This window comes from Mesorhizobium sp. M0016 (assembly GCF_040324035.1).
Classification (GTDB): Bacteria; Pseudomonadota; Alphaproteobacteria; order Rhizobiales; family Rhizobiaceae; genus Mesorhizobium.
The window spans coordinates 31,802-53,663 of the sequence record NZ_JAMYVM010000006.1 but is presented as its reverse complement, the minus strand read 5'-3'; the positions used below and the strand labels follow the sequence as shown (position 1 = coordinate 53,663).

The window sequence follows — 21,862 nt, the reverse complement described above, 5'->3', positions numbered from 1 at the left end:
GAAACGTTCAGTGCTGTCCCTTCAGCACGACCAGATAGCCGCGTTCCACCGGCTGCCGGAAGGCGATCTGTTCGGGTGTGCCCGGATCTTTCGATTGCTTTTCGATGACGTAGCCGCCGGGATGAGACTTGAGCCATTCCTCAGGCTTGTCGGCGTTCTCGAATGGCTTCTCTATTCGCCCAAGGAAACCGACCTCGCCCTGATAGTCGTAAGCGACGGCCCAGTCCGCGTCCTTTCGTTCGTCGATGAAGCTCGCCAGCGGCGTGAGATCGTAGCGTTTGAACACGGTTGCCGAGGCGGCGGCGTGGCCGATGGCGAAAAGGGCAAGCATGACAAAGGCCGTAGCCCTCAGCCTGGCGACTGAAATCTCGGCCATGAAGTAGCCCAGCAGAATGGTCGCGAATGGTAGTGCCGGCACGACATAGTGCGGCTGCTTGCCGGATATGGCGCTGAAGACCAGCAGCACCGCAATGAACGAGAACGACAGCAGGCGCAGGGCACGCAGATCCGGGGATTTCGTGCCGATCAGGCTGCGTATCCGGGCAGCCGGCTTCAGCCGCCACACCGGGGGGATAAAGGCCCAGGGCACGAACATGAGCGGCAACAGCATCAGGTAAAAGTAAAACGGCCGGCCATGCGAATTGTGCAGGCTTCCGGTAACCCGACCTGCCGACTGGTTCCACACGAGATCGTAGACGAAACTGCCCTTGGTCAGGATGGTCGCGGGCGCCAGCCATATGGCGACCGGGACAAGGGCGGCGAGAATTGCCAGGCCGGCTCCGGCAAAGAACTGCAAAGGGGCAAGGCCGGCTCGCCGGTCACGCCAGAGAGGATAGAGCAGGACGGGCGCGCCGATGTGAATGAGCACGACCGGGCCTTTGGCCAGCACGCCGAGCCCGATAAACAGACCCGCCAGCACCGCCTGCCACCGGTTGCCGGTCCTGGCGAAGGCCAGCAACGACAGCAGTGCGGCGACCACACAAGCCGTCAAAAGCATGTCGAACAGGATCAGGGTCGAATAGATGACAAAGACGGTGCTGCCGGCCACCAGCCAGGGGATGCGACTGGCGATGTCCGGGCGCTCGGGAAACAGGGTTTTGGCCAGAAGTGTCGTCAGCCAGATGACCAGCGACGAGGCGGCGAAGATGACGAGCATCGCCGCCGCGCGGCTCACACCGAAGATGTTCCAGACGAGATCGATGAGCCAGAACAACAGCGGCGGCTTCTGCAGATAGGGCGCAAAGTTCATCGTCGGTACGAAGACATGTCCACCGAGATACATCTCCCAGGCGACGCTGAGATAACGCGTCTCATCGACCGGCAGTAGCGGACGGAAAGCGAGCGCGATGCAAAGCAGGGCCAGCAGGAAGAGGTAAGGCAGCAGCCGTTCAATTCGTGTCGGTATCAAGTTCGGGGACCGCCCAGGAAATGGTTTCCACGTCCGGTCGTGCACGATGCACCGTCTCCGGACCGAAGCAGAACCGCACCATGATTTGGGCCGAATTGCAACGATGCCGGCTTGGTATTGTGGATTACGCCTGCGTACCGGCAAATAGTTGAAAAATTTGACGATTGGCTCCGAGTATGGCTTCAGGCCGAGCGCAGCGGCGGCGTCAATTCGCGCATCAGGAGTTCCAGCTCTCGCTGGTCGCCGGTGGCGGTCTTGTCGAAGATGGTTGCCAGCTGTGATTTGACGGTGCCGTCCGAGACGCCGCTGGCAGCCGCGATTTCACGCCGTGTCAGCCCGGCGGCGACATGGCCGGCGACACGCTTTTCCGCTGCGGTCAGTCCGAACAGCGCAGCGATCGCTTCCAGCGCCGGCACTGATGCGGCGCCGGCGGCGGCAATGAAAATGGCCGCGGCGGCGCGCGGCGATATGCGGGCCGAAATGTCGCGTCGCGCCAGAGGCATGACATGCGCCACCGCCGGAGACATGGCCTTCACCAGCGGAATGTTGATGCCGGACGGTCCGAGCGCGAATTCGTCGCGCGTGCCGAGCTGGACGGCGCGGCCGATGGCGGTGTTGGCGTTGGCATAAGCGAAGGACAGCTGGCCGCGCACCGAGGACACTGAGGCGGTTTCGGTGAGCAGGGCTTCGGCTGCCGGATTGGCGAAAATGATCTGCATGTCGTCGGAAACGATCAGCACTGGATGGTCGAGGCTCTCAAGGATCGAGCGAAAGATGTCGGCCTTGCGCCGCTCGGCCTCGAACAGGTCGCCGATGGTCACCGCACGCCGGACATGGGGGGCGAGCCTGGACATCAGGTCGATATCCCTGGCTGAAATCTGGGGCCTGTCCTTGTCGGTAACCACCATCAGCGTGCCGGTGCGCGCCGGCTGCTTCATCAGCGCCACCCAGAAGAAATCGTCGAGACGGTTGGGTTCCACCCACTCGCGCACGATGCGGCTTTCGAGCCAGTTCTGGCGGGCGTCAGGGCCTTGCAGGGCGTAGACGCTATCGACGGTGAACGGCATGTCGATTTCCATCTTCGGCACCGCCTTGAAGAAGGGCACCTCGCAGGCGTAGTCGCGCTGCAGCGGCTCAAGCAGGACCGGATCGCCGCAGGAAGTCGAAAACCGGGCCGAGTTTCTCGCCGTATCGACGACCGCCAGCATGGCAAGCCGGCCGAGCGCCAATTTGCAGATTGATTCAAGCGTCGATGGCCAACGGCCGACATCGGCAATCGAATCGTAAATCGCTTCGACGATCTGCGGCAGGGCGCGACCGAATATGTTGGCCTGGACAGACACGTAGAGCCTCGTAAGGATTGCAGCGTAGTGGCAGGTCACACATTGTCTCCGCCTGAGGTCGCACACAACATAGCCGGCTTGGTTACGTCTGTGAAACGTCTCACAGCGGCGTTCGGTGTATTGTGAGCGCTTACGGGCTGGCCAGAACGTGCCTGATGAGCCGTTGTCTAAGAGCACTCGGGCCGCTCTGCGATACAAATCAAAGTGAACGGAATTGCAATTTTTCAGGGAATAAATGAGGAAACTTCCACATTGTCGATCAACCTGGTTCTGCCAAGCCACGCCGCGGCAAGCAGGCGGCCATCGCCGTCACGCCGCCACGAGGTGAGCGTCAGGCTCTTGCGCGCGGCGACGTAGTCGACGCTGTCGAAGCCTGCCTCGAGAAGCGCGGCAGTGGCTTTACCGGTAACGCCGTTTTCATCGGCACCGGCCGCGAGCGCTGCCGCCGTCTGGCGCAAGATGACATTGAGCTGTCGCGCGACGTCGAGTTCGGCGGCGTCGAGATAGGCGTTGCGCGACGACATTGCCAGGCCATGCGCATCGCGCACGGTGGGCGCGCCGACGATGTGCACCGGAAGTTCGAGATCGCGGCAGAGCTTTCGGACGACACAAAGCTGCTGGTAGTCTTTTTCGCCGAAGATGGCGTAGTCGGGCAGGGCTTGCAGAAAGAGCTTGGCCACGACCGTGGCGACGCCCTCGAAGAAGGTCGGCCTGAAATCCGATTCCAGGCCAGAAGACGGGCCGCTCACCGAAATTTTTGTGGCAAAGCCTGCCGGATACATTTCGGAAACCGTAGGGGTGAAGGCAAGCTGTGCGCCGGCCTCGGTCAGCCGGTCGAGATCGCGGGCCAGCTGCCGCGGATACTTGTCGAGATCTTCAGTGGGGGCGAACTGGGCCGGGTTGACGAAGATGGAGACGACGCAGCGATCGGCCGTTGCGAGCGCGGCCCCGACCAGCGAGATATGGCCGTCATGCAAAGCGCCCATGGTCGGCACCATGGCGACGCTCAGGCCTTCGCGCCGCCATTCGCGGATCTGCGCGCGAAGGCCGAGCACGGTGTCGACGACGAGCGGCTGGCTGATGGGGGGCCGGTTCATGCCTTGTCCTTGTCGCTTGCGGCTGAAAAGACGTGGCCCGGCCCGGGGAAGGTGCGGCTGCGCACCTCCGCTGCGTAGCGCGCTGCGGCATTGGCGACCACGCTGCGCAAATCGGCGTATTCCTTGACGAATTTCGGCACCCGGTCGACCGTCAGGCCGACCATGTCGTCGATGACCAGGATCTGGCCGTTGCAATCGCGGCTGGCGCCGATGCCGATGGTTGGAATGGCAATGCGCCGGGTGAGGTCGGCGGCAACGGTCTCGACCGTGCCTTCGATGACCAGCGAAAACGCGCCGGCTTTCTCGACCGCGTCGGCGTCGCGCATGAGCGCGGCAACATTCTCCGGCGTGCGGCCCTTGATCTTGTAGCCACCGTCCTTTTCCACCGATTGCGGCTGCAAGCCGATATGGCCCATCACTGGAATGCCGGCCGCGACGATTGCCGCGATCTGGAGGGCGACTTCGACGCCGCCTTCCAGCTTCACCGCCTGGCAGCCGGTTTCCTCAGAGATGCGGCGCGCCGAGGCAAGGGCTTGCGCGGCCGAAGTCTCGTAGCTGCCGGCCGGCATATCGACCACCACGCAGGCCTTTGATGAACCGCGCATCACGGCCTGGCCATGGGCGATCATCATCTCCAGCGAGGCGCCGAGCGTGGTCTTGTGGCCATGCAGCACCATGGCAACGCTGTCGCCGACCAGGAGAAGGTCGACATGATCGTCGAGCAGGCGGGCGACGGGATAGGTGTAAGCGGTAAGGCATACGACCGGCACGCCGCCCTTGCGGGCGCGTATTGTCTCCGCACTGATCCTGGCGACAGCTGGGGCCATTCCTCACCTCCCGCAGCCGGCGTTGACTACAGCGCCGCGCGTCCCGTGGACGCGCAAAGGACGCTGTAGCACTTTGGTTTGCGCATGATCCTTTCCGAAAATCGATCTCGATTTTCGGGGTCATGCGGCAGCGCCGGGCGATGAGAGCTTTAGGAAGACGCAGCCGGCTTGGCAAGCGTCGGTTCGCAGGTGCGAAATGGATCGGCCAATGACCGAGCGTTTCGGCATGCCGTCAGTGCCGCAGGCGCCGCAAAACCCTTGCCTTCGCCAAGGCCTGACGCCATAAGCAGGGAACAGCCACCGCCGCGCGCCCGCGAGGATCTGAATGAAAACTTTCCTTCTGCAGTTTTTCACCTGGTGGAACCGCCAGACGCTGGGAACCCGTTTTCACACCTGGCGCCACGGCAACAAGGTCGGCCAGGATGGGGCCGGCAACGTCTACTACGAAGGCGGCGTCGATTCGGAAGGCCGCACCCGCCGCTGGGTCATCTACGCCAATTATTCGGAGGCGTCGGCGATCCCCCCGGGCTGGCACGGCTGGATGCATCACCGCGTCGATGTGGCGCCGCCAAGCGATGACTATCGGCCGCGCGAATGGGAAAAGGCGCATGAGCCGAACCTCACGGGAACACCGGCGGCTTATCGCCCAAAGGGTTCCGTGCTCACCAATCAGCACCGTCCGCAGGTGACGGGCGACTACGATGCGTGGACGCCTGGTTCTTGACCGCCGGCCGGTCCTTTGTCGCCACAATTGGCGTTTAGCTGCTTGCTGATATGACAACGGCGAATAGCCTTGGGCGTGAACAGAATCACCCGGGCCCAAACCACCGGTATCTCCGCATGAACATTTTCAGCCTGACATCGATGGCCGGACTGGCGGCAATTGGCGCTATCGCCATGTTCCCGACAGCGTTTGCCGCGGCGCAGGCGCCTGCGGCAGCACCCGCAATCTCCGATCGCATCACCAATCCGGTCGCCGAATTTGCCGGCATCGACAAGATCACCGGCCGTATCATCACCTTCGATGTCTACATCGACGAAACCGTGCAGTTCGGCGCTTTGCAGGTGACGCCGCGCATCTGCTATTCGCGGCCGGAGAATGAAGAGCCGAAGACCGATTCCTTCGTCGAAGTCGACGAAATCACGCTCGACCGCAAGATCCGCCGCATCTTCACCGGCTGGATGTTCGCCGAGAGCCCCGGCCTAAACGCCGTCGAGCACGCCGTCTATGACGTCTGGCTAAAGGGCTGCAAGCAGAAGTCGGATGTGCCGCCGCCCGACGCGGCCAATGCCGAGACGCCCAAGGTCGACACGTCCAAGCCAAAGCCCGCCGCTGCTCCGGCCGCCGAACAGCCGGACCCCACGGAGCCTGACGCGACCAACACCAACTGATCCTCCGGAACCGTCATGGCCACCATGCGTTGGGCCATGGACGACCGCGCATTTGCGCGCTTGGAGGATATTCTGATGTCGGACAGCAAACGGATCACGGCCAGCAAAGACGACCTGCTCGAACTCGAAAAGGGGTTCTGGACGGGCGACGAAGCTTACTACGCCGCCAATGTCGACACAGAATGCCTGGTAGCATTTCCTGAGATGGCACAGGCAATGGACAATGCCGATCTGGCCAAGACCGCGACCAAGCCCAACCGCTGGCGCGACCTTCAGATCGACCTCAAGGGTATCATCGAGCCCGGCAGCGACATTATCATGCTGACCTATGAGGCTCATGCGACACGAGAAAACGGCGAGCCCTACGCCGCGTTGGTCAGCACCGGCTATGTTCATCGTGTCAACGGCTGGAAGATGATGTTCCATTCGCAGACGCCGATGGAAACCGCGAAGGGCTGACCCCTTTCACCGGTCGAGCCGGCTCGGCCGCTCGGTCTCCGGTCAGGGATAAAAAACGGCTTCGCCCTTCAGCGCGTCGGCCAACATCTTCTCGTATTTGACGCGCGGCACGTCGACCGCGCCGAAGCGTTTGAGATGCTCGGTGGTGAATTGCGTGTCGAGCAGGGCAAAGCCGCGCGCCTTCAGCCGCTCGACCAGATGATACAGGCAGGTCTTGGACGCGTCGGTTTCCCGGGCGAACATGCTTTCGCCGAAGAACACGCGACCGAGCGAGACGCCATAGAGGCCGCCGACCAGCCGTTCCTCGCGCCATGCCTCGACCGAATGGCAGTGCCCAAGACGGTGCAGCTCGATATAGGCTTCGCGGATCGGCGCGTTGATCCAGGTCGAGCGGCGCTCCTCGCGCTTTTCGGCGCAGCCGTCGATCGTCGCCTCGAAATCGAAATCGAAGCGGATGTCGAACGGGTGCTTGCGGATCGTCTTCCGCAGGCTCTTCGGCGTGTGGAAGCCGTCGAGCGGGATGATGCCGCGCGTCTCCGGCCGCACCCAGAACACTTCCGGGTCGGAAGCGCTCTCCGCCATCGGGAAGACGCCCGAGGCATAGGCCTTGAGCAAGAGGTCGGTCGGAATGCGATAGCCGGGTGCGTAAGGGCGGGTCATCGCGGCATCATAGCGGCAATTCGGGCGCTATTCCTCTTTGGCCAGATACTTTTCCAGCCAGTGGATGTCGTAGTCGCCATTGGCGATATCGGCATTGCCGACCAGGTCGCGAAACAGCGGCAGCGTCGTTTTGATGCCGTCTACGACGAATTCGTCGAGCGCCCGGCGCAGCCGCATCATGCATTCGACGCGGTTGCGGCCGTGCACGATCAGCTTGCCGATCAGGCTGTCATAATAGGGCGGGATCTTGTAGCCGGAATAGACACCGGAATCGACGCGAATGCCGAGACCGCCAGGCGTGTGGAAATGCGTGATCGTGCCGGGCGAAGGCGTGAAGGTACGCGGATCCTCGGCATTGATGCGGCATTCGATGGCGTGGCCGTTGAACTTTATGTCCTCCTGGCGCACTGAAAGCCCGCCGCCGGAGGCGACGCGGATCTGTTCGTGCACGAGATCGATGCCGGTAATCGCTTCCGTCACCGGATGCTCGACCTGCAGACGCGTGTTCATCTCGATGAAGTAGAACTCGCCATTCTCGTACAGGAATTCGATGGTGCCTGCGCCGGAGTAGCCGAGGTCGGCGATGGCCTTGGCACAGATATTGCCGATGCGGGCGCGCTCCTCGGCGTTGAGGGCCGGCGAGGGCGCCTCTTCCCAGACTTTCTGGTGGCGGCGTTGCAGCGAACAGTCGCGCTCGCCGAAATGCACGCCGCGGCCGGCGCCGTCGCCGAATACCTGCACCTCGATGTGGCGCGGCTTTTCCAAGTATTTCTCGATGTAGACGGCATCGTCGCCGAAGGCGGCTCCCGCTTCCGTGCTCGCTGTCTGCAAGGCGATCTCAAGGTCAGCCTCGGTAAGGGCGACCTTCATACCGCGCCCGCCACCGCCTGCCGATGCCTTGATGATCACGGGATAGCCGATCTCGGCGGCAATGCGCCTGGCTTCCTTTTGATCGGTGACGGCGCCGTCGGAGCCCGGCACAACCGGAATGCCGAGCCGCTTTGCGGTGCGCTTGGCCTCGATCTTGTCGCCCATGATGCGGATGTGGTCGCCCGACGGGCCGATGAAGGTGATGTTGTGGGCGGCGAGAATGTCGGCGAACTTGGCGTTTTCCGACAGGAAGCCATAGCCCGGATGCACGGCATCGGCGCCTGTGATCTCGCAGGCTGCGACGATCTGGTGGATGTTGAGATAGCTGTCGCGCGACGGCGGCGGACCGATGCACACGCTTTCGTCGGCGAGCCTGACATGCATGGCGTCAGCGTCGGCGGTCGAATGCACGACCACGGTCTGGATGCCGAGTTCCTTGCAGGCGCGCAGCACCCGAAGCGCGATTTCGCCGCGGTTGGCGATGAGGATCTTCTGGAACATCTGGCCCGCTCTACTCGATCACGACGAGCGGCATGCCGTACTCGACCGGCTGGCCGTCCTCGAACAGGATCGCCGTCACCGTGCCGGCGCGCGGCGAAGGGATCTGGTTCATCGTCTTCATCGCTTCGATGATCAGCAGCGTCTGGCCTTCCTTGACCTTCTGGCCGACTTCGATGAAGGCCTTGGCGTCGGGCGAGGGCGCGAGATAGGCGGTGCCGACCATCGGCGAGGGGACCGCGTTCTTGGACGGGTCGGCCACTGCTGGTGCGGCAGCCGCGCCCGCCGCGGGCTGCTGCGCTGCCGGAGCATAACCGGCCTGCGGGGCGGCGATGGCGTGGACGGCCGGCGCCTGGCGCGACACGCGCACCTTCAGGTCGCCGAGCTCGACTTCGATCTCGGTGAGATTGGTGTCGTTCAGTATGCCCGCGAGATCGCGGATCAGTTGCTGGTCAACACCGGTCTTCTTTATCGACATTTTCGAGCCTTCTGTTTGTGGGCCGGTCATAGGCGTGCCGCCAGCGCCTGCAGCGCCAGCGAGTAGCCAAGCGGCCCGAACCCGCAGATCATGCCGACAGCGACCGGCGCGACCATGGAGACGTGGCGGAATGGTTCCCGCGCGTGGATGTTGGAGAGGTGAACTTCGGCGACGGGCAGCGGCGCGACAGCGCGGATGGCGTCGTGAATGGCAATCGAGGTGTGGCTGTAGGCACCCGGATTGATGACGATGCCGGCTGCCTTGTCGCCGGCTTCCTGGATCCAGTCGACGAGGTCGCCCTCATGGTTCGACTGGCGAAAATCAATCTCGAGGCCAAGCGCGGCGCCCGCCTGCTTGCAGTCGTCGGCGATCGCGGCAAGCGTCTTGCCGCCATAGATGCCCGGCTCGCGCTTGCCGAGCGCGTTCAGGTTGGGGCCGTTCAGGACGAAAATCGTTTTCAAAAATGCCGACCTTTTCCGACGCCGGCCTCAAGCCGGCGCGCAGGGCCTTCTATAATGGGCATAGCTGCCCGCGGAAAGAGCACAAGTGCGATCTTTCACTGTCCACAACAGGCGGAAATGTGCCCGTGAGAAATAGGCTCGCGTGCAAGATCAGAGCGCGGCTTTCGCCGCCTCGATCTTTTCAGCCAGCACTTCCTGGCCGAGCGCCCCGAACACCACTTCATTGCCGACCACGTAGGACGGCGTTCCGGTGATGGCCAGCTTGTTGGCGAGGTCGAAGGTCTTTGAGAAGGCCTCGGTGATGGTCGGGTCCTTCATCTTCTCGCGCAATTTCGCCTCATCGGCGCCTAGCGACAGCGCAACCTTGATGGCCGCCGCCTCGGTGGCGCGGCCCTGGCCGCCGAGCAGGGCGTTGTGGAACTCGCCGTATTTCTCCGGATGCATGAGGTGGAAAGCCATCGAGACGACGCTGGCCTTTTGCGAATCCGGCCCGAGGATCGGGAATTCCTTGAGCACGAAGCGCAGCTCCGGATCGGCCTTTGTCAGAGCCTGCATGTCGTCGATGGCGCGTTTGCAGAAGCCGCAATTGTAGTCGTAGAATTCGACGATGGTGACCTTGCCCTTCGGATTGCCGACGACGCCGTCGAAGGTCGAGTTGAAAATCTCGGACTTGGCCTTCTCGATGACGCCGAGGCTGGCTATGCGCTGCTCTTCCTTCTGCTTGGCCTCGAGCGCCTCCTGCACTTCGAGCAGCACTTCGGGGTTCTTCAGGAGATAGTCGCGGATGATGCCCTCGACCTCGGTGCGATCGATCTTGGTGTCGGAAGAGGCGGTCTGCACGGTCTGCGCCGTGCCGGCCTTGGCCACCTGCGGACTGCCGGCGACGAACCCGAAAGCCAGCATGGCAAGAGCAGCCGCCATTCCCGTCGTGCCGAGCAATATTGCCTTGTTCATCGTCTCATCCTCTTTACCGGTTCCGGTCTATCCTAGTCGCCGCGGGCGACCGGAAGGTTCATTTCTTGAGTTTGCCTGAAGGGTTGTAGTTTATGATGTCCTGCGCCCGAATCCAGCCGGGTTCGCCACGCTTCAAGTCCTTTTGCGCGCGCATGGCGAAAATTTTCGCATTCGTGTAATCGCCGGAATAAAAGTGGCCCTCGGCGGTGGCGAGTTCCGCCGCCGGAATGTTGCCAAGCTCGCCATAGGCCTGGGCGAGATAGCGGTATCCGACCGTGTTTTCCTTGTCGCGCCCGAGACCGTTGTTGATCTGCACCACCGCCTTCTTCAGCGAGTCGGGCGTGCCGATGGCCATCAGCGCCTGGCCGAGAGAAACGGGCAACAGGCCCGACCTCACCGGATCGAGGCTGACCGCCTTGGCATAGGCGTCCGCGGCGTCCTTGGGCTTGTTGGCCTTCATCAGGATGTCGCCGCGCATTTCCTGGAAATAGGGGTTCTTCGGCTGTTCCTTGATCAATGCATTGGCCTTGGTCAGTGCTGCACCCAGATTGCCGTAGAGATAGGCCATCTGCGCTTCGCCATAGCGCGAGGCGAGGCTGCCTGGGGCCTTGCGGATCAGCCGCATGGCGGCGGCCTGGCCGCCCATATAGGCGGCGATCTTGATGCGCATCATGTCGTGCCGCTGCTGCAGTGCCGGGGGATCGACCTTGTCGACGTTAGGGCTCTGCTTGACCAGCACTTCGAGATTGGCGATGCGCTCCTGCGGCATCGGGTGGCTGATGCGGTAGGGATCGACCTGCGTGCCGGAAAGCGACAGCGCGCTCTGGAAGCGGGCGAAGGTCTTCAGCATGCCCATGCCGGACTGGCCGGTGGCATTGAGATAGGTGATGGCAGAGCGGTCGGCGGTCGACTCTTCGGTGCGCTGGTAGGCAAGAATGCTGCGCTGCGCCATCTCGCCGCCGCCCGCGGCGACACCCATGCCGGCGCCGGCAAGGCCGCGGCTGTTGGTGGTGGCGCCGGCAACGATGGCGCCGGCGCCAAGCAGCGTGGCGATGATGGCCATGGTCTTGGCGCGCTCGAGCTGGTCGCGCAATTTCTGCTGATGGCCGCCTGCGATGTGGCCGGCCTCATGGGCGATGACGCCGATGATCTCGTTGGGCGTTTCTGCCTGCATCAGCGCGCCGGTGTTGATGAACAGCCGGCGCCCGGTGACGAAGGCGTTGAAGCTCTGATCGTTGACCAGAACGATATCGACACCGTCATTGGCAAGACCGGCCGCCTTGAAGATCGGCCGCGCATAGTCGCGCACCAGCGCCTCGATCTCGGCATCGCGCACGACCGGCACCGCCTGCGCGAAGGCCGTCACCGAGCCGGTGACAGCGACGGCGGCGGCAAGCAAAAGCGTCGCGAAGCCGCGCGCTGTCTTCCCGATGGAAGATTTGGACATCGTCGATTTGGGTCGGCTCAGCATGAGGTCCACTGGTAAACGAGCGGGCGAACGATGAAAAGTCACGGCACCGAAACTAGGCGAACTTGTGATCCTCACATCAATCGGGCATTTGTGCGGCGCTGCCGCCGGTTCATGGCTTCGAGCGGCGGGCCGGACGGAGGTCAAATGGTAGTTTCGCTGTCGCGCCGCGGTGAAGTCGAGCCGTTTCACGCCATGGACATTCTGGCCGAAGCCAACCGGCTGAAGGCGACGGGCGTGCCTGTCGTCTCCATGGCCGTCGGCCAGCCATCCGATCCGGCGCCCGTGGGCGCGAGGGAAGCAGCCGCAAATGCGCTGAGGATCGGACGCATCGGCTATACCGACACGCTCGGTCTGGCGGATCTGCGCAAGGCGATCGCCGCGCATTATGGCGACCACTACGGGATCGATGTCTCGCCGAACCGGATCGCCGTGACCACGGGATCGTCGGCCGCCTTCAATCTGGCCTTCCTGGCGATGTTCGATCCCGGCGACCGCGTCGCCATCGCATCACCCGGCTATCCGGCCTACCGCAACATCATGGCCGCGCTCGGCATCGAGATCGTCGAGATCGAGCTCGGCACGGACGCCTACCTGCACGCCGAGCATTTGAAATCGGCGCACCAGGAAAAACCGCTGAAGGGCGTGTTGTTCGCCAGCCCGGCCAATCCGACAGGTGCGGTCATTCCCGTCGACGAGTTGTCCGCACTGGTGAGGACAGCCGAAGAACTCGGCATCGCGGTGATATCGGACGAAATCTATCATCGGCTGGCCTATGCCGCGCCCGACACCACTGCGCTGGCCCATGGCTCAGGCGTGACGGTGATCAATTCCTTCTCGAAATATTATTGCATGACCGGCTGGCGCATTGGCTGGATGGTGCTGCCGGAAGCTCTGGTGAGGCCGATCGAGCGCATCGCCCAGAGCCTCTACATCTCGCCGCCGGAACTGTCGCAGATCGCGGCGATCGAAGCCTTCAAGGCGACGCAAGAGCTGGAAGCGGTAAAGGCGCGCTACGCCTGGAACCGCGAGCTGTTGATGCGGCGCCTGCCGGAACTCGGATTTCCCTTGGCGGCGCCGATGGACGGCGCCTTCTACGCTTTCTGCGATGTTACCCGGCATACCAATGACAGCATGGCCTTTGCGCGCAAGATGCTGGCCGAGGCGCATGTGGCGGCTACGCCCGGCCGCGATTTCGATCCACTTCAGGGCCACCGCACGATGCGCTTTTCCTATGCCGGCAGCCATGACGACATGGTCGAGGCGATGGCGCGCATCGAGCGCTGGCTGAAATAGCGGGGACGAGCATGCCGGATCTTGAACAAGCGCTGGCCGATGTCGCCGCCGAGATGGCCGAGCGCACCGATCGCGGTGACGTCGCCACCTACATTCCGCAGCTCGGCAAGGTCGATCCGAAGAAATTCGGCATTGCCGCCGTGACCAATGACGGCCGCGTGCTGGTCGCCGGCGACGCCGACCAGGCGTTTTCGATCCAGTCCATCTCCAAGGTGTTTACGCTTACGTTGGCGCTCGGCAATGTCGGCGACGCGCTGTGGCAGCGTGTCGGACGCGAGCCGTCGGGCAATCCGTTCAACTCGATCGTGCAACTCGAGCATGAGAACGGCATTCCGCGCAATCCGTTCATCAATGCCGGCGCCATCGTCGTGTCCGACATACTGCTTGCCGGCCACCAGCCGCGCGAGGCGATCGGCGAAATCCTGCGCTTCATCCAGTTCCTTGCCGATGACGAAACCATCATCATCGACCGCGAGGTCGCGGCTTCCGAACGCGCCACCGGCTATCGCAACTTCGCGCTTGCCAACTACATGAAATCCTTCGGCAATCTCAACCATGCACCGGAGCTGGCGCTGGGCGTGTACTTCCACCATTGCGCCATCGCCATGAGCTGCCGGCAATTGGCGCTGGCCGGCCGCTTCCTCGCCAATGGCGGCAGAAACCCGGCAACCGGGCACTCCGTGGTGTCTGCCGAGCGGGCGCGGCGCATCGGCGCCATGATGCTGACCTGCGGCCACTATGACGGTTCCGGCGATTTCGCCTTCCGTGTCGGCATTCCCGGCAAAAGCGGCGTCGGCGGTGGCATATTGGGGATCGTGCCGGGTGTTGCTTCGCTCGCCGTATGGTCGCCGGGCTTGAACGCCAACGGCAATTCCAAGCTGGGGTCGATCGCCTTGGAAAAACTGGCCAGGATGATGAACTGGTCGATTTTCGCCCCCTGACGCCTTCCGTCATTCGCGCATGCAAAAATCCCGCGCCGTGGTTTGAAGGGCGCGGGATTTTTGTCAGGAACCTATCTTAATCGGCTGAATAGCTTAGAAAAAGCCCTTCCGCTGCCACCAGCCGGCGCGCTTCGGCTTTTCCTCGGCCTTTGCCTCGTCGGCAACGCTGGAGGAAACCACCGGCACCGCGGAGGTATCCGCGGCCACGGCTTTGCGCCGTGACGGGCGAGCCTTGGCGGGCTCGTCGTCGACGGTCGTTTCCGTGGCGGCATCGGCCGCAGCGGGGGCGGCAGCTTCGACGGCAGCTTCCGGTGCAGCCTCGGCCGCCGTCTCATCGGCGACTTCCACCACAGCCTTCTTTGCCCTTGAAGCGCGCTTCTTCTTCGGCTTTTCGGCTGGAGCGTCGTCGTTCGCCGCGGCGGGAGCCGCTGCTTCTTCAACCGCTACGGCTGCTACGGGCTCGCTTGCGGCCGTTCCGACTTCAGCGGCCTCGGCCACCGAGGCGGTTTCGCCGGCTTCGGTCTCCGTGCCGTCTTCGCGACGATTGCGCTTGCCGCCGCGCTTGCCGCGACGGCGCTTCTTGCCCTGGGCGTCATCTGATGCTTCCACCGTTTCGACGGCGCCAACCTGGGCTTCGTCTTGCTGTGTTGCATCGTCATCGCCTGGTTCAGCGGCAAAGTCGTCGCTTGCCGCCGAAACCGAAGCACCTTCGGCGCCATGCTCGCGATCGCCATGTTCGCGTTCGCGATCCTTGCCGCCGCGCCGCCTGCGGCGCTTGCGACGCTTGCGATCGCGGCCTTCGCCGTCCTCAGCCGATCTCGGCTGCTGCTGCTGCGACTGCGGCTGCGCCTGACGCGGCTGCTCTGCCTGTACCACAACCTCGTCGTCTTCCTCCTCGATGACGATCTCGTCCTCGGGCTCTTCCGGCTCGACATAGGCCGGGAAGGTTCGCGCTTCGACAAAGCCTTCCGGCTTTTCGGCAATGGCGCCGCGGAAGATCGCGTAGTGCTGCACACCGACCGTATCATCGGCCTCGACGGTGATGGTCAGGCCAAAGCGGCTTTCGAGTTCCACCAGCGTGCCGCGCTTGTGGTTGAGCACATAGAGAGCGGTCGCCGCCGGGGTCCGCACCGTGATGTGGCTGCGCGAATCCTTGAGCAGGAATTCCTCGATCGCCCGCACCACCATCAGCGCCACCGACGAATCGGAGCGCACATGGCCGGTGCCGCCGCAATGCGGGCAGGGCTTCATGGTCGATTCCAGCACGCTGGCGCGGATGCGCTGGCGAGACATCTCCATCAGGCCGAAATGCGAGATGCGGCCGACCTGGATGCGGGCTCGGTCGTTCTTGAGGTGATCCTTCAGCCGCTTCTCGACGGAGCGGTTGTTGCGGTTCTCCTCCATGTCGATGAAGTCGATGACGATCAGGCCGGCGAGATCGCGCAGCCTCAATTGCCTGGCGACTTCTTCCGCCGCTTCAAGGTTGGTGTGGAGAGCGGTGTCCTCGATCGAGTGCTCCTTGGTGGAGCGGCCCGAATTGACGTCGATGGCGACCAGCGCCTCGGTCTGGTTGATGATGATGTAGCCGCCGCTCTTCAGCGTCACCTGCGGCTGCAGCATGCGGTCGAGCTGCGCCTCGATGCCGTTGCGCACGAAGATCGGCGTCGTGTCGCGGAACGGCTGAACCACCTTGGCGTGGCTCGGCATCAGCATGCGCATGAAATCCTTGGCCTCGCGATAGCCTTCCTCGCCGGAGACAAGAATCTCGTCGATATCCTTGTTGTAGAGGTCGCGCACCGAGCGCTTGATCAGGCTGCCTTCCTCATAGACGAGGGCAGGGGCGGTGGATTGCAGCGTCAGATTGCGGACGTTTTCCCAAAGCCGCATCAGATATTCGTAGTCGCGCTTGATTTCCGCCTTGGTGCGGCTTTCGCCGGCGGTGCGCAGGATGACGCCCATCCCCTGCGGCACTTCGAGATCGGCAACGACCTCCTTAAGGCGCTTGCGGTCGACGGCACTGGTGATCTTGCGCGAAATGCCGCCGCCGCGTGCGGTGTTGGGCATCAGCACCGAATAGCGGCCGGCAAGCGACAGATAGGTGGTGAGCGCCGCGCCCTTGTTGCCGCGCTCCTCCTTGACCACCTGGACCAGTAGAATCTGCCGGCGCTTGATGACTTCCTGAATCTTGTACTGGCGGCGCACCGGCTTGCGGCGGCTGCGCACCTCTTCCAGCGCATCCTCGGCGCCTACGGATTCGATCTCGTGGTCGTCCGGATGCGAGGACTGCACCTCTTCCAGCATGCCGCGGTCATTGTCCCCGGAGGTGGCTTCGCCGCTTGCCTCGCTGGACGACCTTTCGTCACCCGGCTCCGCCGCAGGGACAGCTTCGGAGATCACATCCGCTTCGACGCTTGCCGCGATCGATGTCGGGCGGCCTTCCGACGGTTCGCTCCTGGATGTCTCGGCGTCGGAGGCTTCGCTGTCGCCATGCCCGGCATGATCGTCATGCCCGGCGGTATCGGCCGCGGCATGCTCGGAAGCAGGCTCTTCGGAGACGGCATCGCTGCCGGCATCGCCATGTTCGCCGTTTTCATCATCGGCGCCGGCGTCGCGCTTGTGTTCGCCTCGCTCACGACCCTTGCCGCCGCGCCGGCGGCCGCGCCGGCCGCGATCGCGGCTCTGGCGGTCGTCGCCGTCATTGTCCTCGTTCTCCTCGTCCTCGGCTTCCTGCGCTTCAGCGCGCAGCAAAGCCTGACGATCGGCGACCGGGATCTGGTAATAGTCGGGGTGAATTTCACTGAAGGCGAGGAAACCGTGACGGTTGCCGCCATATTCGACAAAGGCTGCCTGAAGGGAAGGTTCGACGCGCGTTACGCGGGCGAGATAGATGTTTCCTTTGAGCTGCTTCTTGTCCTGAGATTCAAAGTCGAATTCTTCAATACGGTTACCGCGGATAACGACAACGCGTGTTTCCTCCGGGTGGGAGGCGTCTATCAGCATTTTGTTGGGCATTATTTCGTTTCCTCCCGGCAGCCGTCAGCCGCAGCTTGCGAGGCAAAGCCCGCTGCTGCGTGTCTGGGATGTGGGTGCCGGATGTCTGAATGTCCGCCGGACGCCGCTTGAGCGCCATGGCGGTGCCGCCCGCAGCCACAATGGCGCGGTTTGATGCGGACCTTTCCATGATTGCGCTTGAAGCCAACGTCACCAGCAGAACCTTTTGAACCAAAGCCCGGACGAACCGGACCAGCTTGTTTGCTCATACAGAGCCGGCACGGGGACAAACCCGGCCGTTTTCCTCACGCAGGCGATTCCCCCGCCACGGGCGCACACCTGCGAAATTCGTCGCGATCACCTGAAGCCTTTTCGCGGGAAGCGAAAGGAGCCGCCTTTCATCTGACCTGTAGCAGGAAGCTGCGGGAGAAGCGGTTCCAGGATTGCAGTGATCCACCATCGCTTTTATGATTTGACGGGGTGGAAGGCAACCCCGATTTCGGATGCCGGCAAAAAGCAGTGCCGTAACGGAAGCACAGGCCTTAATCCTCAATGAAAAGGCTTGGTTAACCTTCTCTGGATACCAATCGTTAATCGAGTCTGCGGCCTGACCGGCATTTCGACCAACCACGCGGGCGCAAGGCGCCAAACCGGGAGCGACTGCAAAGAAATGGGACTGGCGGGCACCACAGACAAGGGCCATGGCCGTGCAGGCCGTTTCCTGCGCGCTGCCGGTGTGCTGTTGCTGCTGGCGCTTTGCCTTGCTTTTGCGCCGGTTTCACGCGCCGCCGATGCGCCACTCGGCGCCACCGCCTACAAGATGGCCGGCGACGCAACCAAGATGCGCATCGTCATCGATTTCGACCGCGAGCCCGACATCAAATGGTTCCTGCTGCGCGGCCCCAACCGGCTGGTCGTGGACCTCCCGCGCACCCGATTCGCCATTAGCGCGAAGGACGCCAAGGCCCGCGGCCTGGTCAAGGCGGTGCGTTATGGCGATCAGGGCGAGGGATCGCGGCTGATCCTGACCGGCAAGGGACCGTTCTCGGTCGACAAGCTCGAGGTGCTCAAGAACGAGGACGGCGCAGGCTATCGCATCGCCATCGACATGTCGGCAGCCTCCGACCGCGAGTTCGACGAAGCCCTTGCCAACCAGGCGCTGACCACTGGCTCGACCGTCTCCACCGACAAGGGCTCCAGGGTCGGCACAGGGCCGATCTCCAATCCCGGGCATCGCTTCACCATCGTCATCGATCCCGGCCATGGCGGCATCGACGGTGGCGCCGAAGGCCTCAACGGCACCATCGAGAAGAACGTGACGCTGGCCTTCGCCACCGAACTGCGCGACAAGCTCGCCGCCGTCGGCAACTACGACGTGTTCATGACGCGCGATGCCGACGAGTTCCTGCGGCTCGATGACCGCGTGCGCATCGCCCGTCAGCACGAGGCCGACCTTTTGATCTCGATCCATGCCGACACGATCAGCGTCAAGGGTATCAGAGGCGCCACCGTCTATACCGTCTCCGACAAGGCATCCGACCCGGAAGCGCAGGCGCTTGCCGACCGCGAAAACCTCTCCGACCAGTTCGCCGGCATGGTGATCAAGGACGACAACAAGGAAGTCACCGACATACTGATCGACCTGATCCGCCGCGAGACGCATAATTTCTCGATGAGCTTTGCCCACACTCTGGTCGGCCAGTTGTCCACCAGCGTCGGCCTGATCAACAATCCGCAGCGCTCAGCCGGCTTCAAAGTGCTGAAAGCGCCCGATGTTCCGTCGGTGCTGGTCGAACTCGGCTATCTCTCCAACGCCAAGGATGAGGCGCAACTGCTCGACGCCGACTGGCGCGGCAAGGCGGCGCAGAGCATCACCAATGCCGTCGCCCTGTTTGCCTCCGCCAAGATGGGAACGGGAACCGGAGGCTGAGATGGTCGCCGCCGCCCACAACCGGAGGCAGCGTTGCACGCCGACAACACCAGGCGCTTTTATTTCCGGTGGGGGATGCCGAAACCGGGCACTGCCGTATTTTGCCCACATGGTGGCGACATGGGTTTTCCATCACGGATCGGGACAGTTGCGAAGGCTTGCGCGAAAGGCGGCTTCGTCTAGGAAATTCCCGGACCTCGGACTGGAGCGGGCATGATTCGTCTTATCGGCTATTTCTTTGGTATCGGCACGACGCTGGCGCTTATCGTCGCCGCGGGCGTGGCGATATACATCAGCCATCTATCGAAAGACCTGCCCGACTACGAGGTTCTGGCCAAGTACGAGCCGCCGGTGACGACCCGCATCCATGCTTCCGACGGCTCGCTGATGGCCGAATATGCGCGCGAACGGCGGCTCTATCTGCCGATCCAGGCGGTTCCGGACCGGGTCAAGGCGGCGTTCCTGTCGGCCGAGGACAAGAATTTCTACAACCATCCCGGCATCGACATCACCGGGCTTGGCCGCGCCATCTACGTCAACCTGCAGAATCTGGGTTCGGGCAGGCGCCAGGTCGGCGCCTCGACCATCACCCAGCAGGTGGCGAAGAACTTCCTCTTGTCCTCGGACCAGACCTACGAGCGCAAGATCAAGGAGATGATCCTGGCCTTCCGCATCGAGCAGGCTTATTCGAAGGACCGCATCCTTGAGCTCTATCTCAACGAAATCTTCTTCGGTTTCGGCGCCTATGGCGTTGCGGGCGCGGCACTGACCTATTTCGACAAGTCGGTCAACGAACTCACCGTCGCGGAAGCCGCCTATCTGGCGTCGCTGCCGAAGGGGCCCAACAACTACCATCCCTTCAAGCATGCCGACCGCGCCATCGAGCGCCGCAACTGGGTCATCGACCAGATGGTCGAGAACGGCTACGTGACGCGCGAGGAAGGCGACAAGGCCAAGGCCGAGCCGCTCGGCGTGACTCCGCGCCGCAATGGCTCTTATTTGTTTGCGGGCGAATATTTCACCGAGGAAGTGCGCCGCCAGATCATCTCGCGCTATGGCGAGAACGCGCTCTATGAGGGCGGCCTTTCGGTGCGCACAACACTCGATCCGAAGATCCAGCTCATCGCCCGCAAGTCGATGCAGAACGGCTTGCTCAAATACGACACGCTGCGCGGCTATCGCGGACCGGTGACGCATATCGATGCTTCCGGCGACTGGGGCGTGGCGCTGGGCAACGTCAAGGGGCTGGAAGACGTGCCGGAATGGTCGCTTGCCGTCGTGCTCGACAGCTCGGCGACCGGCCTTTCCATCGGCCTGCAGCCGACGCGGCAGATTTCGGGCGATATCGTCAAGGAACGCGTCGAAGGCGCCGTCAGCAAGGAAGACATGAGCTTTGCCATGCGCCATGTGGTCGATGGCAAGACGGTCAAGGCCAAGTCTCCGGCCGATGTACTGCAGCCCGGCGACGTCATCTTCGTGCAGAAGAACGAAGGGTCGGAAGGCGCCTACACGTTGCGCCAGGTGCCGGAAGTGGAGGGCGGCCTGATCGCCATGGATCCACATACCGGCCGCGTGCTGGCCATGGTCGGCGGCTTCTCCTATGCGCAGTCGGAGTTCAACCGCGCCACGCAGGCGATGCGCCAGCCGGGATCGTCCTTCAAGCCGATCGTCTATTCGGCCGCGCTCGACAATGGCTATACGCCGGCCTCGGTTATCATGGACGGACCGATCACCATCCAGAGCGGCAACACGACCTGGACGCCGAAGAACTATGACGGCACGGTGGCCGGCCCCGCGACCTTGCGCTCCGGCATCGAAAAGTCGCGCAATTTGATGACGGTGCGGCTCGCCAACGACATGGGCATGAAGCTGGTGGTGGAATATGCCGAGCGTTTCGGCGTCTACGACCATCTGGCGCCGTATCTGCCGATGGCGCTGGGTTCCGGCGAGACGACGGTGATGCGCATGGTGTCGGCCTATTCGATCATGGCCAATGGCGGCAAGTCGATCAAACCCTCGCTCATCGACCGCATCCAGGACCGCTACGGCAAGACCGTGTTCAAGCAGGACGAGCGCGGCTGCGAAGGTTGCAATGCGCCCGAATGGAACAACCAGCCCGAACCGGAACTGGTCGACAATTCCGAGCAGGTGCTCGATCCGATGACCGCCTACCAGATCACCTCGATGATGGAAGGCGTCGTCCAGCGCGGCACCGGCGCCACCATCGCCGAGCTTGGCCGCCACATCGCCGGCAAGACCGGAACGACCAATGACGAGAAAGACGCCTGGTTCATCGGCTATACGCCGAACCTCGTCGTCGGCCTCTACATGGGTTACGACACGCCACGCGGTCTCGGCCATGGCGCCACCGGCGGTGGTCTGGCGGCGCCTATCTTCAAGGACTTCATGCGCGTTGCGCTGGACGGCACGCCCAATGTCGACTTCAAGGTGCCGGAAGGCATGAACCTGGTCGCGATCAACCGCAAGACCGGCATGCGTGCCGCGTCGGGCGATCCCGGCACCATCATCGAAGCCTTCAAGCCCGGCACCGGCCCAGCCGACAGCTATTGGGTGATCGGCATGGGCGCCGACGGGTCCAACGGCGCCGGCGGACCGCTATCGCCGCAGGCTACGGAAGCCATCCAGGCACCCGGCGGCGGACTCTACTGACGACCTGATTTTTTACGTCGAGTGGGCTGGCTTGTTGAGCCGGCCCATTTCGCTTTACAGGCAGCAATGCCGTGCCTATGTATCGCGCCGACCCAAGCGCCACTTCAAAAACAGGACAG

At 63.0% G+C, this 21,862-nt stretch carries 18 protein-coding genes; 7 read left to right on the top strand and 11 right to left on the bottom strand.

Going from position 1 to position 21,862, the window contains the following annotated elements:
- Positions 1 to 7 precede the first annotated feature (7 nt).
- From NKJ88_RS11030 to panB, 4 genes are all read right to left on the bottom strand, one after another.
- Complete coding sequence (locus NKJ88_RS11030; protein WP_352444052.1) at positions 8 to 1,408, bottom strand: ArnT family glycosyltransferase; 1,401 nt, start codon at positions 1,406 to 1,408, stop codon at positions 8 to 10.
- A gap of 182 nt (positions 1,409 to 1,590) precedes the next feature.
- Complete coding sequence (locus NKJ88_RS11025) at positions 1,591 to 2,790, bottom strand: helix-turn-helix transcriptional regulator (protein ID WP_352444051.1); 1,200 nt, start codon at positions 2,788 to 2,790, stop codon at positions 1,591 to 1,593.
- A 185-nt stretch (positions 2,791 to 2,975) separates the two neighbouring features.
- A complete protein-coding gene (panC, locus tag NKJ88_RS11020; RefSeq protein WP_352444150.1) occupies positions 2,976 to 3,833 on the bottom strand; it encodes a pantoate--beta-alanine ligase in 858 nt (285 codons plus the stop codon).
- A gap of 11 nt (positions 3,834 to 3,844) precedes the next feature.
- Positions 3,845 to 4,675 carry a 3-methyl-2-oxobutanoate hydroxymethyltransferase gene (panB, locus tag NKJ88_RS11015; protein WP_352444050.1) on the bottom strand — a complete coding sequence of 277 codons (831 nt, stop codon included), beginning with the start codon at positions 4,673 to 4,675 and terminating at the stop codon, positions 3,845 to 3,847.
- 325 nt (positions 4,676 to 5,000) lie between these two features.
- On the opposite strand from panB, the gene NKJ88_RS11010 reads away from it, so the two are divergent.
- From NKJ88_RS11010 to NKJ88_RS11000, 3 genes are all read left to right on the top strand, one after another.
- Positions 5,001 to 5,399 carry an NADH:ubiquinone oxidoreductase subunit NDUFA12 gene (locus NKJ88_RS11010; protein ID WP_023667491.1) on the top strand — a complete coding sequence of 133 codons (399 nt, stop codon included), beginning with the start codon at positions 5,001 to 5,003 and terminating at the stop codon, positions 5,397 to 5,399.
- Positions 5,400 to 5,515: 116 nt separating this feature from the next.
- Positions 5,516 to 6,067 carry a DUF2155 domain-containing protein gene (locus tag NKJ88_RS11005; RefSeq protein ID WP_023667490.1) on the top strand — a complete coding sequence of 184 codons (552 nt, stop codon included), beginning with the start codon at positions 5,516 to 5,518 and terminating at the stop codon, positions 6,065 to 6,067.
- 75 nt (positions 6,068 to 6,142) lie between these two features.
- Positions 6,143 to 6,526, top strand: coding sequence for a hypothetical protein (locus NKJ88_RS11000; RefSeq protein ID WP_023667489.1), 384 nt, complete (start codon positions 6,143 to 6,145; stop codon positions 6,524 to 6,526).
- Positions 6,527 to 6,568: 42 nt separating this feature from the next.
- Here NKJ88_RS11000 and aat read toward each other — a convergent pair whose 3' ends face one another.
- The 6 genes from aat to NKJ88_RS10970 form a co-directional block, all read right to left on the bottom strand.
- A complete protein-coding gene (aat, locus tag NKJ88_RS10995) occupies positions 6,569 to 7,186 on the bottom strand; it encodes a leucyl/phenylalanyl-tRNA--protein transferase (RefSeq protein ID WP_023681498.1) in 618 nt (205 codons plus the stop codon).
- 27 nt (positions 7,187 to 7,213) lie between these two features.
- The gene (gene accC / locus NKJ88_RS10990; protein WP_023681497.1) at positions 7,214 to 8,557 is read right to left on the bottom strand and encodes an acetyl-CoA carboxylase biotin carboxylase subunit; all 1,344 of its coding nucleotides are present in this window, start codon (positions 8,555 to 8,557) and stop codon (positions 7,214 to 7,216) included.
- 10 nt (positions 8,558 to 8,567) lie between these two features.
- Entirely contained in the window at positions 8,568 to 9,032 is a 465-nt protein-coding gene (gene accB, locus NKJ88_RS10985; protein ID WP_023681496.1) for an acetyl-CoA carboxylase biotin carboxyl carrier protein, read from the bottom strand.
- A 26-nt stretch (positions 9,033 to 9,058) separates the two neighbouring features.
- The gene (gene aroQ, locus NKJ88_RS10980; protein WP_023667485.1) at positions 9,059 to 9,493 is read right to left on the bottom strand and encodes a type II 3-dehydroquinate dehydratase; all 435 of its coding nucleotides are present in this window, start codon (positions 9,491 to 9,493) and stop codon (positions 9,059 to 9,061) included.
- 150 nt (positions 9,494 to 9,643) lie between these two features.
- The gene (locus NKJ88_RS10975; protein ID WP_023688382.1) at positions 9,644 to 10,447 is read right to left on the bottom strand and encodes a DsbA family protein; all 804 of its coding nucleotides are present in this window, start codon (positions 10,445 to 10,447) and stop codon (positions 9,644 to 9,646) included.
- 58 nt (positions 10,448 to 10,505) lie between these two features.
- Entirely contained in the window at positions 10,506 to 11,918 is a 1,413-nt protein-coding gene (locus NKJ88_RS10970; RefSeq protein WP_352444049.1) for a M48 family metalloprotease, read from the bottom strand.
- A 144-nt stretch (positions 11,919 to 12,062) separates the two neighbouring features.
- On the opposite strand from NKJ88_RS10970, the gene NKJ88_RS10965 reads away from it, so the two are divergent.
- Together NKJ88_RS10965 and NKJ88_RS10960 are read left to right on the top strand one after the other, a co-directional pair.
- A complete protein-coding gene (locus NKJ88_RS10965) occupies positions 12,063 to 13,211 on the top strand; it encodes a pyridoxal phosphate-dependent aminotransferase (protein WP_023805263.1) in 1,149 nt (382 codons plus the stop codon).
- Between the two features lie 11 nt (positions 13,212 to 13,222).
- Entirely contained in the window at positions 13,223 to 14,152 is a 930-nt protein-coding gene (locus tag NKJ88_RS10960) for a glutaminase (RefSeq protein ID WP_023667481.1), read from the top strand.
- A gap of 93 nt (positions 14,153 to 14,245) precedes the next feature.
- Here NKJ88_RS10960 and NKJ88_RS10955 read toward each other — a convergent pair whose 3' ends face one another.
- A complete protein-coding gene (locus NKJ88_RS10955) occupies positions 14,246 to 17,164 on the bottom strand; it encodes an Rne/Rng family ribonuclease (protein WP_352444048.1) in 2,919 nt (972 codons plus the stop codon).
- A 649-nt stretch (positions 17,165 to 17,813) separates the two neighbouring features.
- On the opposite strand from NKJ88_RS10955, the gene NKJ88_RS10950 reads away from it, so the two are divergent.
- Positions 17,814 to 19,073, top strand: a complete 1,260-nt coding sequence (locus tag NKJ88_RS10950) for an N-acetylmuramoyl-L-alanine amidase (RefSeq protein WP_023822931.1) — start codon at positions 17,814 to 17,816, stop codon at positions 19,071 to 19,073.
- A 213-nt stretch (positions 19,074 to 19,286) separates the two neighbouring features.
- Positions 19,287 to 21,743 (top strand): penicillin-binding protein 1A, encoded by a 2,457-nt coding sequence (locus NKJ88_RS10945; RefSeq protein WP_023695364.1) that lies wholly within the window; start codon positions 19,287 to 19,289, stop codon positions 21,741 to 21,743.
- Positions 21,744 to 21,862 lie beyond the last annotated feature (119 nt).